This window comes from Pseudomonas sp. FYR_7, assembly GCF_043106155.1.
In the GTDB taxonomy this organism is placed as follows: Bacteria; Pseudomonadota; Gammaproteobacteria; order Pseudomonadales; family Pseudomonadaceae; genus Aquipseudomonas; species Aquipseudomonas parafulva_B.
This window is the reverse complement of the sequence record NZ_JBICMI010000017.1, coordinates 21,052-33,683: the sequence shown is the minus strand read 5'-3', so window position 1 is coordinate 33,683 and position 12,632 is coordinate 21,052. Positions and strand designations below refer to the sequence as shown.

The window sequence follows — 12,632 nt, the reverse complement described above, 5'->3', positions numbered from 1 at the left end:
TCGTTTCGTCGGTAAGAAGCCGGTCAGAGCGTGAGTCGCACGTCACAAGCTTTCCCGACGATCACTGTCGGGGCTAGCTCCACCCTATGCCTGGGTGACGAACTCCAGTATGAAAGTCGCTGCGGGCGCCACATCCGTAGTATGGAAACGCAACCTGTCGCTTGGCTGGCTCTCCCAGACAGGTATGTTTTTCGTATCATTAGGCTTGATGCTGAACCAGGTCCAGCCAACTGGGACTTTTTTGTAGCCGACTAACACGCGATCGTGGGCCGAGACATGGCGGGCATCGAGGGTTTGCAATTGAACCTGATTCACATTGGGCTCGCCGTCAATGTTCCCGGCCAGGTGGATAATTTGCAGGGCAGGACCGGGCGTGCCCAGCTCTGTGTCCGATGCATGAAGGACACGCCCACCACGTCCAGTAACCTGCTTGCCTGCTGACGTTCGAAATTCAAACGCCATACCCCCCTCGAGCGATGGGTGAGCGAGCATTCCGATGTCGAAGCACTCGGGCGTATCAAGCGTTCCGGCTACCTGCAGTTCATTCAAATGATTGACGATAATTGCGTGACGTTCGCCATCCTTGAGCAGATAGAGCTTACCCTTGGCTTTTTGTAAAAAGATATCGTTCATGATGTTCCCTTTGATTGATCCAGCACAGCATTCACAGGTACGTGAATAGCCAATGAGCCACCAATGAGGAGCACAGACTCAGCGCCTCGTGCACTACCCGCACACAAACTACCGGTGCAAAGTGGAAGGCGGCATAGATCAATGTTTCCTCCCGAGCTTGGCGGCATGGCCGTACTCGTGAGGAAACAGGAAACAGGGTGCGGCGCTGGAGACGCGCGGCACGGGGGGCGAAGCATGGAACGGGCAGCGTGACGCGCCCAGCAGGCGCCTATCGCTTATCGCGACGTTTCTTCTCAGCCTTCTTGTGGTGCGACATCAAGCGACGCTTCTTGTTGACCTGGCGGTCTGTGAGGGTGTTCTTCTTGCCCTCGTACGGGTTCTCACCGCCCTTGTACTCGATGCGAATCGGCGTGCCGACCAGCTTGAGCACGCGACGGTAGGTGTTTTCCAGGTAACGCGAGTACGACTTGGGAATGCTGTCGGTTTGGTTGCCATGGATCACGATCAGCGGCGGGTTGGCCCCACCCAGGTGCGCATAACGCAGTTTGATGCGACGGCCGTTGACCAGCGGCGGCTGGTGCTCGCTGACGGCGTCTTCGAGGATCTGCGTCAGACGGCTGGTCGGCCAGCGGGTCACAGCCGAGGTGAATGCGGCCTGCACCGACTTGTACAGGTTGCCCACGCCGGTGCCGTGCAGGGCCGAAATGAAGTGGATATCGGCGAAGTCAACGAAGAACAGCCGGCGCTCCAGTTCGGTCTTCACATAGGCACGCTCACCCGGCTCCATGCCATCCCACTTGTTCAGGGCGATGACGATGGCGCGGCCAGCTTCCAGGGCAAAGCCCAGCAGGTTCAGGTCATGATCGACCACACCTTCGCGAGCATCCATGACGAAGATCACCACGTTGGCGTCCTTGATCGCCTGCAGCGTCTTGACCACCGAGAACTTTTCGACTTCCTCGTGGATCTTGCCGCGCTTGCGCACACCGGCGGTGTCGATGAAGGTGTACTTGTCACCATCACGCTCGAACGGAATGTAGATACTGTCGCGGGTGGTACCCGGCTCGTCGTAGACCACCACACGCTCTTCACCGAGCATGCGGTTGACCAGGGTCGACTTGCCGACGTTGGGGCGACCAATGATGGCGATCTTGATGCCATCCTTTTCGCTTGGGCCAGGGATGCGCACGGCCTCTTCGCCTTCGGCGACATCCTGGTCCAAGGCTTCTTCTTCGGCATCGCGCGGCAAGTGGCCGAGTACGGCCTCCATCAACGCATTGATACCTCGACCCTGGGAGCCTGCTACCGGAATGGCATTGCCCATGCCCATCGGCGAGAACTCGGCGCGGGCGACGTCAGCGTCGATATTGTCGATCTTGTTGGCGACCAGGATCGCCGCCTTGTTGCGCTTGCGCAGGTGCTCGGCAATCATCTGGTCTGCCGCCGTCATGCCTGCACGGGCATCGACCAGGAACAGCACATAGTCGGCTTCTTCGATGGCCATGAGCGACTGCTCGGCCATTTTTTCGTCCATGCCCACTTCATCACCGGTGATGCCACCGGTGTCGATGAGGATGAAGGAGCGACCCTGCCAGCTGGCATCGCCGTACTGGCGATCACGGGTCAGGCCCGACAGGTCACCCACGATGGCATCGCGGGTCTTGGTCAGGCGGTTGAACATGGTGGATTTGCCGACGTTCGGGCGGCCCACCAGGGCGATTACGGGAACCATTCGGCTCTCCACTCTTGAATTCTTGAAAATACAAAGGCCGCTGCAAGGCAGCGGCCGGAGTTCGGGCGGCGTGTCCTACGCCGCAGCCTGAAGCCGCACGGCTTCAAGCATAGCTTCAGCGGATGGTCAGTGCCTCGAGCTTGCCGCTGTTGCCGAAGACATAGATGGTATCCCCAACCACCAGTGGCCGTGCGCGCAGGCCACTGCTGTCGACACGCTCACGGCCAACGAAGCGACCGTCGACCTGGCTGAGCAGGTGCAGGTAGCCTTCGAAGTCGCCTACTGCCACGTAGCTGCTGTACACCTCGGGGGCGGTCAGCTGGCGACGGGCCATGGCATCGTTGGACCACAAGGCGCTAGAGGATCGCTCATCGACGCTTTCCACGGTACCCGAGGCTTCGCTCACGTAGACGTTGCCAAAGCCTTGGGCGACCCCTACGTAGCTGGAGGCATCACGCTGCCAGAGCACGCGGCCGCTTTCCAAGTCCAGGCCCGCAACGCGCCCCTGGTACGTGCTGACGTACAGGGTACCACCAGAAAGCAGCAGGCCGCCGTCGATGTCGACGACACGCTCAAGCTCCGAACGGCCCTGCGGGATCGCCACACGGCTTTCCCATACAGGTACGCCATTGCTGATGTCGACTGCCACGACCTTGCCGGTGGAAAGGCCCGCGACTGCCAGGCGGTTGGTCACGACGGGCGCGCCGGTGCCGCGAAGGGTCAGTACCGCCGGGGTGCTTTCATAGATCCAGCGACGGTCACCAGTGGCGGCATCCAGCCCGATCAGGCGATCGTCCTGGGTCTGCACCACCACTACATCACCGTTGTTGGCCGGAGGCGCCAGCACTTCGCTGGTCACGCGGGCGCGCCAGCGCTCCTCACCGGTGCTCGAATCCAGGGCGATCACTTCACCCTTGAGGGTGCCGAGCATCACCAGGCCATAGCCTACGCCAACCGCACCGGAAACCGGCAGGTCAAGGTCCTTGTTCCACACCACGTTGCCCGTGATGCGGTCCAGGGCATAGACATCCCCAGTGACGTCGGAGGCATAGATCCGGTCATTCTCGATGGCCGGCACGAGGGTATTGTAGGTTTCACCCTGGCCATCACCGATGGAGCGGCTCCACTGCTTCTTGAGCACCACTTCCTCGGTGAACTTGGTCAGCTCGGCAGGAGGCAGTTCCTTCTTGCTGTTGCTGCTGCACCCTGCGGCCAATACCGCCAAGGTCAGCACTGCTGCTTGTTTCCAACCGATCACTTACGCGTCCCCTCTGGCCAGATCATCGAGCTTCAACTGCAAGCCACCCACTGCCGCCTCGTCGGACAACGCAGCCTTGGCCTTTTCGTAGGCACCGTGCGCGTCAGCAGCGCGGCCCAGCTGTACCAGCAGGTCCCCTTTCAACTCCTCGCGACTGGCGAGGAAGGCTTTCTCGGCATCCCCATCCAGCAACTTGAGGGCATCCTCGGCCTTGTTCTGGGCAGCCAGCACACGGGCCAGACGCTGGCGTGCGATCTCGCCAAGGGTGGCGTCTGCTGGCTTGTCCACAATAGCCTTGAGCTCGCCAGCGGCATCGTCGAGCTTGCCGCTCTCGACCGCTACCTTGGCCACGAACAGGCTGCCGTACTGGGCATAGGTCGTGCCGCCGAACTCGCTCTTGAGCTTGCCGGCCAGTTCCGCAACCCGGGTGGCGTCCGGCTGACCCGTAGGCGTGAGGCTGGTTTCCAACAGCGCCTGATACAGCTGCGAGGCACCTTGCGACTGGTTGTTCTGGTACTTGTGCCAGGTGTTCCACCCCAGCACCACCACGCCGGCGAGCAGCGCGCCGGTCAGCAGCGGCTTGCCGTTACGGTTCCACCAGTCCTTGACCCCTGCCAGGTCATCATCATCGGTACTCGACACCCCAATACTCCTTTTCGCCTATTCGCTCGTTGAACCGCGTTACGCGTGTGCGATCGCGGTTTCCAGGTGCCCTGCAAGGGCATCCCAGGCAATGTTCTGTTGTTCGCCCTGACCACGCAGGGGTTTGAAGCCGACTTCCTGTTTGGCCAACTCGTCATCGCCAAGAATCAAGGCGAACAGCGCGCCGCTCTTGTCGGCTTTCTTGAACTGGCTCTTGAAACTGCCCCCGCCCGCATTCACGGCCAGACGCAGGCCGGGCAGACGGTCACGCACCGCTTCGGACAGTCGCAGGCCCGCCAACTCGGCCTGCTCGCCAAACGCGCAGAGGTAGACATCGACCTGACGGCTGATGGAGTCCGGTACCTTGCCCAGGGTTTCGAGCAGCAGAATCAGACGCTCGATACCCATGGCAAAGCCAACGCCAGGGGTAGGCTTGCCGCCCATTTGCTCCACCAGCCCATCGTAGCGGCCGCCGGCACATACGGTGCCCTGGGCGCCAAGCTTGTCAGTGACCCATTCGAAGACGGTCTTGCTGTAGTAATCCAGCCCCCGCACCAGCTTGGTGTTGAGCACGAATGGAATGCCGGCAGCGTCCAGGCGGGCCTTCAGGCCTACGAAGTGCGCACGGGATTCTTCGTCCAGGTAATCTTCGAGCTTCGGCGCATCGACCAGCACCGCCTGGGTATTGGTGTCCTTGCTGTCGAGGATGCGCAGCGGATTGCTCTTGAGGCGGCGCTGGCTGTCTTCGTCCAGTTGCTCCAGGCGCGCGGACAGGAACTCTACCAACGCGTCGCGGTAGCGGGCGCGCGCTTGGCTGGTGCCAAGGCTGTTGAGTTCGAGCTTGACCGCATCCTGAATACCCAGCAAGCCCCACAGGCGCCAGGTCAGCATGATCAACTCGGCATCGATGTCCGGGCCATCGAGGTTGAACACCTCCACACCGATCTGGTGGAACTGCCGGTAGCGGCCCTTCTGGGGGCGCTCGTGGCGGAACATTTGCCCGATGTACCACAGCTTCTGCACCTGGCCATTACCGGTGATGCCATGCTCCAGCACCGCGCGGACGCAGGCCGCCGTCCCTTCCGGACGCAACGTGAGCGAGTCGCCGTTGCGGTCCTCGAAGGTGTACATCTCCTTTTCGACAATATCGGTCACTTCACCGATCGAGCGCTTGAACAGCTCGGTGAATTCCACGATGGGCGTGCGGATCTGGCTGTACCCGTAGGTGTCCAGCAGGCCGGCAACGGTACCTTCGAAATAGCGCCACAACGGCGACTGCTCAGGCAGGATGTCGTTCATGCCACGGATGGCTTGCAGCGATTTGCTCACGAATGATCCTTACGAATTCTGTGTATCAGCCACGGACGATCAGTGCCGCGTCGGCTTCGACCTTCTCGGCCGCTTTCTGTCGGATGAGCCTTTCGAGATCATCGACCAGGTTGTCGTTGGTCAGTTTCTGCGCAGGTTTACCATCGATGTAGACCAGGTTGGGCGTACCACCGGTGAGGCCGACATGCGCTTCCTTGGCCTCCCCCGGGCCATTGACCACACAGCCGATGACGGCCACGTCCAACGGTACCAGCAGGTCCTCGAGGCGCCCTTCGAGCTCGTTCATGGTTTTTACCACATCGAAATTCTGCCGCGAGCAGCTCGGGCAGGCGATGAAGTTGATGCCTCGTGAACGCAAATGCAGGGACTTGAGGATGTCATAGCCTACCTTGACCTCCTCCACCGGGTCTGCCGCCAGCGAAATGCGGATGGTATCGCCAATGCCTTCGGCCAGCAGCATACCTAGGCCAACGGCAGATTTCACCGTACCCGAACGCAGGCCACCGGCTTCGGTGATCCCCAGGTGCAGGGGTTGCACGATTTGCCGCGCCAGCAGGCGATAGGCTTCGACGGCCATGAACACGTCCGACGCCTTGACGCTCACCTTGAAATCCTGGAAGTCGAGGCGATCAAGGTGCTCCACATGACGCAGCGCCGATTCGACCAGGGCAGCGGGCGTAGGCTCGCCGTACTTTTTCTGCAGGTCCTTTTCCAGTGAGCCTGCGTTGACCCCGATACGGATCGGGATACCGCGGTCGCGGGCGGCGTCCACGACGGCCCTGACCCGGTCTTCACGACCGATGTTGCCGGGGTTGATGCGCAGGCAGTCCACACCCAGCTCGGCCACGCGCAAAGCGATCTTGTAGTCGAAGTGAATGTCGGCGACCAGCGGCACACTGACCTGCTGCTTGATGCGGCCGAAGGCTTCGGCTGCGTCCATGTCAGGTACCGAGACGCGAACGATGTCCACACCGGCATCGACCAGACGTTGGATCTGCCCCACCGTGGCGGCGACATCATTGGTATCGGTGTTGGTCATGCTCTGCACTGCAATGGGCGCATCACCACCCACCGGCACATTGCCGACCCATATCTTGCGGGATTCGCGACGTTTGATCGGGGATTGGCCGTGCATGAATTACTGTCCCAACTTCAGGCGAGCGGTTTCGCCACTGGTGAACGGGGCAACGTCGACGGACTGGCCGTTGTAGCTGACCTTGGCGCCACGGGCAAAGCCCAGGCGGAGCGCAAAGGGCGCCTTGCCAGTCAGCTCGAGGTTGTCCCCCTTGCGCTTGATGCCGCTGAACAGCACCTTGCCGTTGCCATCGGAAACCTGGGTCCAGCAATCGGCGACGAACTCAATCGCGACCTTGCCGCTGCCCGCTGGCGCAGCTGCGGGCTCGGCTGCGTCTGCACTTGTCGCAGGTGTGGCTGCCGTCGGCGCGCTGACAACAGGGGTAGCAGTGGCCGGCACCGGAGCCGGCTGAGGCGTTGCGGTGCCAGTTACCGGAGCCGACCCAGCGGCTGGCGTGTCGGCCGCCGGTGCCTGACTGGTACTTGCAGCCTGCTGCTCGTCGGTGCTCTGAGCCAGCGGCAGGGGGGCGCTTTCAGGTTGCTGGGCGGCAGAGACGGCTTGGTCTTCGGGTTCGTCAAGCGGGTGAATCTGGGTGGTGCCGTCGGCGCTTTCGACCTCAACATGCTCAAGGGCAACGCTAGAGAGGTCCTTGCCGCGCATGCTGCCCTGGTCCTGCCACCAGACGAAACCGCCACCCACCACAGCCAGCAGCAACAACAGGCTGACCCCGCGCAGGATATTGTGGGACAACCGTGAAGGCTCTTCGATACGCCCCAGCGAATGGACGTCGCTGCCTTTGGCGTGAGTGCCGGTGTAGCGATCGAAGGCTTCGACCAAGGCGGCCTGGTCCAGCTCCATCAACTTGGCATAGGCGCGAATGTAGCCTCGGGCGAAGGTATGCCCGGGCAGCTTGTCGAAGGCGCCGGTTTCCACATGGTTGAGCGAGCTGACAGTAAGATTGAGCTTGCGGGCCACCTCGGCTTGGGACCAGCCCCGTTTCTCACGGGCCAGGCGCAACAGCTCACCAGGGTTCTGGCCAGGCGCTACAGCTACTTCGGGATGCGCGGCGTTCATCGTTGCTCCGACAGGTATTGCTGATATTCCGGCGTACCGGGATAAAGTCGTTGTAATTGCTGCCCCAACTCGGCCACCGTGCCTTGTTCGTCGAACACCTTGGCAAGGCGGCTGCCCAGCAGCAGGCTCCGGGCATCGTGGCCACTCAACCGGCTGAAACGATCGTAGTAATCCCGGGCCGGCACATAATGCCTGTTTTCGTAGGACAACTCAGCCATTTCCAGCAACGCTTGTGGTTGTCGCTGGTTAAGCTGCAATGCTTTTTGCAAATAGGCGTGGGCCTGATCGCGCTGGCCGAGCCTCAAGGCTGTCAGGCCAAGGTTTTCATAAACCCGTGAACGCTCAGGATACAGGGTATCGGCGCTGGCAAGGCGAAACATCTGCTGCGCTTCGGCAAACCGCCCTTGAGCATAAAGGAAACTGCCGTAATTGTTGCGAATTCGCGTGGTGCCGGCACCCGCCGCGAGCGCTTGCTTGAAATGACGCTCCGCCAACAAAGGCTCGTCTTCGGCCTGATAGACCAATGCCAAGGCTGCATGCGCGTCGGCATCGTTGCCATCCAGCGCCAATGCCTTTGCCAAGGGCGCCTTGGCCTGGCCTAGCATCCCCTGTTGCAGGTAGCCCAGCCCCAGTTGCACATAAGCGCGCCCGGCCTCGACCCTGCGCTGTTCAGCCACCTGCGCATCGCTCCCTCCACCCGACATGCAGCCGGCGAGCAGCGAAAGCGCAAGGATCGGCAGCGCAGCGCGCAGGTTCATAGGCCAGCTCCGGTCAGTGGGCGGCCGGGCTGTCCGACCGCTCGGCGTCTGCCGACAGCTGCCGGACGGCGATGTAACGTTCGCTGCGCCGGGTGCGGTCATTGACCTGCCCCACCAGCTGACCGCAGGCTGCATCGATGTCATCACCGCGGGTGGTGCGCGTCGTCACGTTGTAGCCGCCGTGGTGCAGCAGGTCCTGGAAACGACGAATGGCGTTGTTGCTGGGGCGCTCGTAACCGGAGTGCGGGAACGGGTTGAATGGAATCAGGTTGATCTTGCACGGCACGTCGCGCAGCAGTTCGATCATCTGCGCCGCATGCTCGGGCTGGTCGTTGACGTCCTTGAGCAGGGTGTACTCGATGGTGAGCACACGCTTGCCACCCAGGGTCGCCATGTAACCCATGCACGAGTCGAGCAGCATCTTGAGCGGATACTTCTTGTTGATCGGTACCAGCTTGTTGCGCAGCTCGTCATTGGGCGCATGCAACGACAAGGCCAGGGACACATCGATGTGCTTGGCCAGCTCGTCGATCATCGGCACGACACCCGAGGTGGACAGGGTGACGCGACGCTTGGAGATGCCATAGCCCAGATCTTCCATCATGATCTTCATGGCGGCGATGACATTGTCGAAATTGAGCAGGGGTTCGCCCATGCCCATCATGACCACGTTGGTGATAGCGCGGTCGATCTTGGCAGGCACGGTCCCGAAGGATTTGTTCGCAAGCCACACCTGGCCGATCACTTCGGCGGCGGTGAGGTTGCTGTTGAAGCCTTGTTTACCGGTGGAGCAGAAGCTGCAGTCCAGGGCACAACCGGCTTGCGACGACACGCACAGGGTGCCGCGATCGTCGGTGGGAATGTAGACGGTTTCGACGCAGCTGCCAGAGGCAACGCGGATCACCCACTTGCGGGTGCCGTCTGCGGAAATGTCTTCGCTGACCACTTCCGGCGGGCGAATTTCGGCAACGGCCTCGAGCTTTTCACGCAAGACCTTGCCGACGTTCGTCATGGCGGCGAAATCATCGACGCCAAAGTGGTGAATCCATTTCATCACCTGACCGGCGCGGAAGCGCTTCTCTCCGATGGAATCGAAGAATTGTTCCATTTCCTGCAGGGTCAAACCCAGCAGGTTGATTTTGTCAGTCGATGTCGTCATGGATTCACCCTCACCCGTAAGCTTTCGCTTAGCGAGTGGTTACCTCGGTAGCAGCGAAGAAGTAAGCGATTTCGCGAGCGGCAGCAGCTTCGGAGTCCGAACCGTGAACGGCGTTGGCGTCGATGGACTCGGCGAAGTCGGCGCGGATGGTGCCGGCAGCTGCTTCTTTAGGGTTGGTAGCGCCCATCAGCTCACGGTTCTTGGCAATGGCGTTCTCGCCTTCCAGAACCTGAACGACAACCGGACCGGAAGTCATGAAGGCAACCAGGTCACCGAAGAAGCCGCGCTCGCGGTGCTCGGCGTAGAAGCCTTCGGCCTCGGCCTTGGACAGTTGCTTGATTTTCGAGGCAACGATTTTCAGGCCGGCTTCTTCGAAGCGAGTGGTGATCTTGCCGATGACGTTCTTGGCAACGGCGTCAGGCTTGATGATGGAGAAAGTACGTTGAACAGCCATGGAAAACTCCAGAATATGAGTGTTACGAAAAATTAAACCCGCGAATTATACGCGGGTTCCAGGGGATTGCCTAACCTGCGGTACGTGTTCAGTCGGCTTCGTCGATCCAGGCGGCCTGGATGGCCTCGAGTACCTTCTCGCCGGCGCGCGAAGGATCGTCGCTGAAGCCAGGCAATGCCACCACCCAGCGGTGCAAATCGACGAAATTCACATACCGAGGATCGACGTCCGGCTTGCTTTCTGCAAGCTCGATGGCGATATCAAGTACATCAATCCATTTCAGACTCATGTCCAGGACCTCAGTGCGGCGCTTCGGCAGCGTGGTTGAGCGAATACTTGGGGATCTCGATGGTGAGGTCCTGATCGGCTACCACCACCTGGCAACCCAGGCGCGACTGCGCTTCCAGGCCCCACGCCTTGTCCAGCATGTCTTCTTCGAGCTCGTCGGCTTCTTCGAGGGAATCGAAGCCCTTGCGCACGATGCAGTGGCACGTAGTGCAAGCCTTCACACCGCCGCAGGCGCTCTCCATCTCGATGTGATGGTCGTGGGCCAGCTCCAGGATGTTGGTGCCGGCAGGCACATCAACGGTCAGCCCTTCCGGGCAGAACTTCTCATGCGGCAGGAATGTCACCAGCGGCATCGGTTACTCCTCGATCTCATTCAGGTTGCGCCCGGCCAGTGCGGCTTTGACCGTCGAATCAAGGCGTCGGGCGGCAAATGCGTCGGTCACCTGCGACAGACGCTTGGTCTGTTGCTCGATGGCAGCGCCATCGGTGCCCGCCAGCAAATCACGTAGTTCTTGCATCTGGAATTCAATGGCATGGCGCTCTTCTTCGCTGAGCAAGCGCTGACCATCGGCGTCCAGGGCGCCCTGCACCGCTTCGAGCAGCCGCTCGGCGTCCACCTGGTGCTCACGCAACTGGCGGGCCTGCTTGTCGATACCGGCATGCTCGAAAGAGTCCTTGAGCATGCGCGCGATTTCGCCATCGGTCAGGCCGTAGGACGGCTTGACCTGAATGCTGGCTTCCACGCCCGATGCCAGTTCGCGGGCAGCGACGCTGAGCAGGCCGTCGGCATCGACCTGGAAGGTGACGCGAATTTTCGCCGCCCCTGCCACCATGGCCGGGATGCCGCGCAGTTCAAAGCGCGCCAGTGACCGGCAATCGCTGATCAGTTCGCGCTCGCCCTGCAGCACATGGATCATCATGGCCGACTGGCCGTCTTTGTAGGTGGTGAATTCCTGAGCGCGCGCCACCGGGATGGTGGTGTTGCGCGGGATCACTTTCTCCATGAGCCCGCCCATGGTCTCAAGGCCCAGCGACAGTGGAATCACATCGAGTAGCAACAGCTCGCCGCCTTCGCGACGATTGCCGGCCAGGGTATCGGCCTGGATCGCGGCACCGATGGCCACGACCTGATCGGGGTCGATGGAGGTCAGCGGGCTACGACCGAACAGGCCACCGACGGCATCGCGAACACGAGGCACGCGCGTGGAGCCACCAACCATGACCACGGCGCTCACGTCCTCGAGCTCGACACCGCTGTCACGCACGGCACGGCGGCAGGCCTTAAGGCTGCGCGCCACCAGCGGCTCGATCATCGCATCGAAACCGGCACGGGTGAGCTCACCCTGCCAGGCGCCATGGGTGACGCTCACCACCTCGGCATCGGTCAACGCTTCCTTGGCGGCGCAAGCGGTCTGCAGCAGCGCACGCTGGGTAGCCGGATCAAGGTCGGAGGACAGGCCCGCCTGCTCGATGATCCAGCCTGCAATGGCGTGGTCGAAGTCATCGCCACCCAGGGCGGTATCGCCGCCGGTGGCCAGCACCTCGAACACCCCCGCCGTCAGGCGCAGGATGGAGATATCGAAGGTACCGCCACCCAGGTCGTAGATGGCGACCACGCCCTCGGCGTTCTGGTCAAGGCCATAGGCCACGGCGGCAGCAGTGGGCTCGTTGAGCAGACGCAGTACGTTCAGGCCAGCCAGGCGTGCCGCATCCTTGGTGGCTTGGCGCTGGGCGTCGTCGAAATAGGCTGGAACGGTGATCACCGCACCTACCAGTTCACCTCCCAACGTCGCCTCGGCACGCTCGCGCAGCACCTTGAGGATGTCTGCCGACACCTGCACCGGGCTCTTGGGGCCCTGTACCGTGTCGATGAAGGGCATGTGCGATTCGCCACCGACGAAGCGGTAGGGCAACTGCTCGCCCAACTGCTTGACGTCGGCCAGGCCGCGACCCATCAGGCGCTTGACCGACAGCACGGTGTTCAGTGGATCGCTGGAGGCGGCGTCACGCGCTGCTTGCCCGACGTCGCTGCCGCCAGCTTCGAGGTAACGCACCGCCGAAGGCAGAATCACATTACCTTGCGCATCGGGCAGGGGCTCGCTGACGCCACTGCGCAATGCAGCAACCAGAGAATTGGTGGTGCCCAGGTCAATCCCTACCGCCAGGCGGCGCTCATGGGGCTGGGGCGTTTGACCGGGTTCGGCAATCTGCAATAGGGCCATGCTTATCT

General features: G+C 61.6%; 13 protein-coding genes. All 13 read right to left on the bottom strand.

The window, feature by feature from the left end; translation table 11 throughout:
* Positions 1-84: 84 nt before the first annotated feature.
* The 13 genes from ACF8R3_RS03885 to hscA all read right to left on the bottom strand — a co-directional run bounded on the left by ACF8R3_RS03885 (position 85) and on the right by hscA (position 12,624).
* Positions 85-633 (bottom strand): hypothetical protein, encoded by a 549-nt coding sequence (locus tag ACF8R3_RS03885; protein WP_058637464.1) that lies wholly within the window; start codon positions 631-633, stop codon positions 85-87.
* Between the two features lie 268 nt (positions 634-901).
* The gene (der, locus tag ACF8R3_RS03880) at positions 902-2,365 is read right to left on the bottom strand and encodes a ribosome biogenesis GTPase Der (protein WP_023533412.1); all 1,464 of its coding nucleotides are present in this window, start codon (positions 2,363-2,365) and stop codon (positions 902-904) included.
* 115 nt (positions 2,366-2,480) lie between these two features.
* Positions 2,481-3,623, bottom strand: coding sequence for an outer membrane protein assembly factor BamB (gene bamB, locus ACF8R3_RS03875; RefSeq protein ID WP_058637463.1), 1,143 nt, complete (start codon positions 3,621-3,623; stop codon positions 2,481-2,483).
* On the bottom strand, positions 3,624-4,265 hold the full coding sequence (locus tag ACF8R3_RS03870) for a tetratricopeptide repeat protein (protein WP_058637462.1): 642 nt from the start codon (positions 4,263-4,265) through the stop codon (positions 3,624-3,626).
* A gap of 39 nt (positions 4,266-4,304) precedes the next feature.
* Positions 4,305-5,594, bottom strand: a complete 1,290-nt coding sequence (hisS, locus tag ACF8R3_RS03865) for a histidine--tRNA ligase (RefSeq protein ID WP_058637461.1) — start codon at positions 5,592-5,594, stop codon at positions 4,305-4,307.
* A 25-nt stretch (positions 5,595-5,619) separates the two neighbouring features.
* Entirely contained in the window at positions 5,620-6,729 is a 1,110-nt protein-coding gene (gene ispG, locus ACF8R3_RS03860) for a flavodoxin-dependent (E)-4-hydroxy-3-methylbut-2-enyl-diphosphate synthase (RefSeq protein ID WP_058637460.1), read from the bottom strand.
* 3 nt (positions 6,730-6,732) lie between these two features.
* On the bottom strand, positions 6,733-7,743 hold the full coding sequence (locus tag ACF8R3_RS03855; RefSeq protein ID WP_078479077.1) for a RodZ family helix-turn-helix domain-containing protein: 1,011 nt from the start codon (positions 7,741-7,743) through the stop codon (positions 6,733-6,735).
* Positions 7,740-8,501, bottom strand: coding sequence for a type IV pilus biogenesis/stability protein PilW (pilW, locus tag ACF8R3_RS03850; protein ID WP_058637458.1), 762 nt, complete (start codon positions 8,499-8,501; stop codon positions 7,740-7,742). The genes ACF8R3_RS03855 and pilW overlap by 4 nt, the downstream gene beginning before the upstream one ends.
* Positions 8,502-8,514: 13 nt before the next feature.
* The gene (gene rlmN / locus ACF8R3_RS03845) at positions 8,515-9,660 is read right to left on the bottom strand and encodes a 23S rRNA (adenine(2503)-C(2))-methyltransferase RlmN (protein WP_078479078.1); all 1,146 of its coding nucleotides are present in this window, start codon (positions 9,658-9,660) and stop codon (positions 8,515-8,517) included.
* A 28-nt stretch (positions 9,661-9,688) separates the two neighbouring features.
* On the bottom strand, positions 9,689-10,114 hold the full coding sequence (ndk, locus tag ACF8R3_RS03840; protein WP_058637456.1) for a nucleoside-diphosphate kinase: 426 nt from the start codon (positions 10,112-10,114) through the stop codon (positions 9,689-9,691).
* A gap of 88 nt (positions 10,115-10,202) precedes the next feature.
* Positions 10,203-10,403, bottom strand: coding sequence for a Fe-S cluster assembly protein IscX (gene iscX / locus ACF8R3_RS03835; RefSeq protein WP_023533289.1), 201 nt, complete (start codon positions 10,401-10,403; stop codon positions 10,203-10,205).
* A 10-nt stretch (positions 10,404-10,413) separates the two neighbouring features.
* Positions 10,414-10,755, bottom strand: a complete 342-nt coding sequence (gene fdx, locus ACF8R3_RS03830; protein ID WP_023533300.1) for an ISC system 2Fe-2S type ferredoxin — start codon at positions 10,753-10,755, stop codon at positions 10,414-10,416.
* Positions 10,756-10,758: 3 nt separating this feature from the next.
* Positions 10,759-12,624, bottom strand: a complete 1,866-nt coding sequence (hscA, locus tag ACF8R3_RS03825) for a Fe-S protein assembly chaperone HscA (RefSeq protein ID WP_196142572.1) — start codon at positions 12,622-12,624, stop codon at positions 10,759-10,761.
* Between the last annotated feature and the right edge of the window lie 8 nt (positions 12,625-12,632).

What these genes read in the sequence shown, in the direction of transcription:
- ACF8R3_RS03885 (WP_058637464.1), bottom strand. Translation starts at nt 633, where the DNA reads ATGAACGATATCTTTTTACAAAAAGCCAAGGGTAAGCTCTATCTGCTC.
- der (WP_023533412.1), bottom strand. Translation starts at nt 2,365, where the DNA reads ATGGTTCCCGTAATCGCCCTGGTGGGCCGCCCGAACGTCGGCAAATCC.
- ispG (WP_058637460.1), bottom strand. Translation starts at nt 6,729, where the DNA reads ATGCACGGCCAATCCCCGATCAAACGTCGCGAATCCCGCAAGATATGG.
- ACF8R3_RS03855 (WP_078479077.1), bottom strand. Translation starts at nt 7,743, where the DNA reads ATGAACGCCGCGCATCCCGAAGTAGCTGTAGCGCCTGGCCAGAACCCT.
- pilW (WP_058637458.1), bottom strand. Translation starts at nt 8,501, where the DNA reads ATGAACCTGCGCGCTGCGCTGCCGATCCTTGCGCTTTCGCTGCTCGCC.
- rlmN (WP_078479078.1), bottom strand. Translation starts at nt 9,660, where the DNA reads ATGACGACATCGACTGACAAAATCAACCTGCTGGGTTTGACCCTGCAG.
- ndk (WP_058637456.1), bottom strand. Translation starts at nt 10,114, where the DNA reads ATGGCTGTTCAACGTACTTTCTCCATCATCAAGCCTGACGCCGTTGCC.
- iscX (WP_023533289.1), bottom strand. Translation starts at nt 10,403, where the DNA reads ATGAGTCTGAAATGGATTGATGTACTTGATATCGCCATCGAGCTTGCA.
- fdx (WP_023533300.1), bottom strand. Translation starts at nt 10,755, where the DNA reads ATGCCGCTGGTGACATTCCTGCCGCATGAGAAGTTCTGCCCGGAAGGG.
- hscA (WP_196142572.1), bottom strand. Translation starts at nt 12,624, where the DNA reads ATGGCCCTATTGCAGATTGCCGAACCCGGTCAAACGCCCCAGCCCCAT.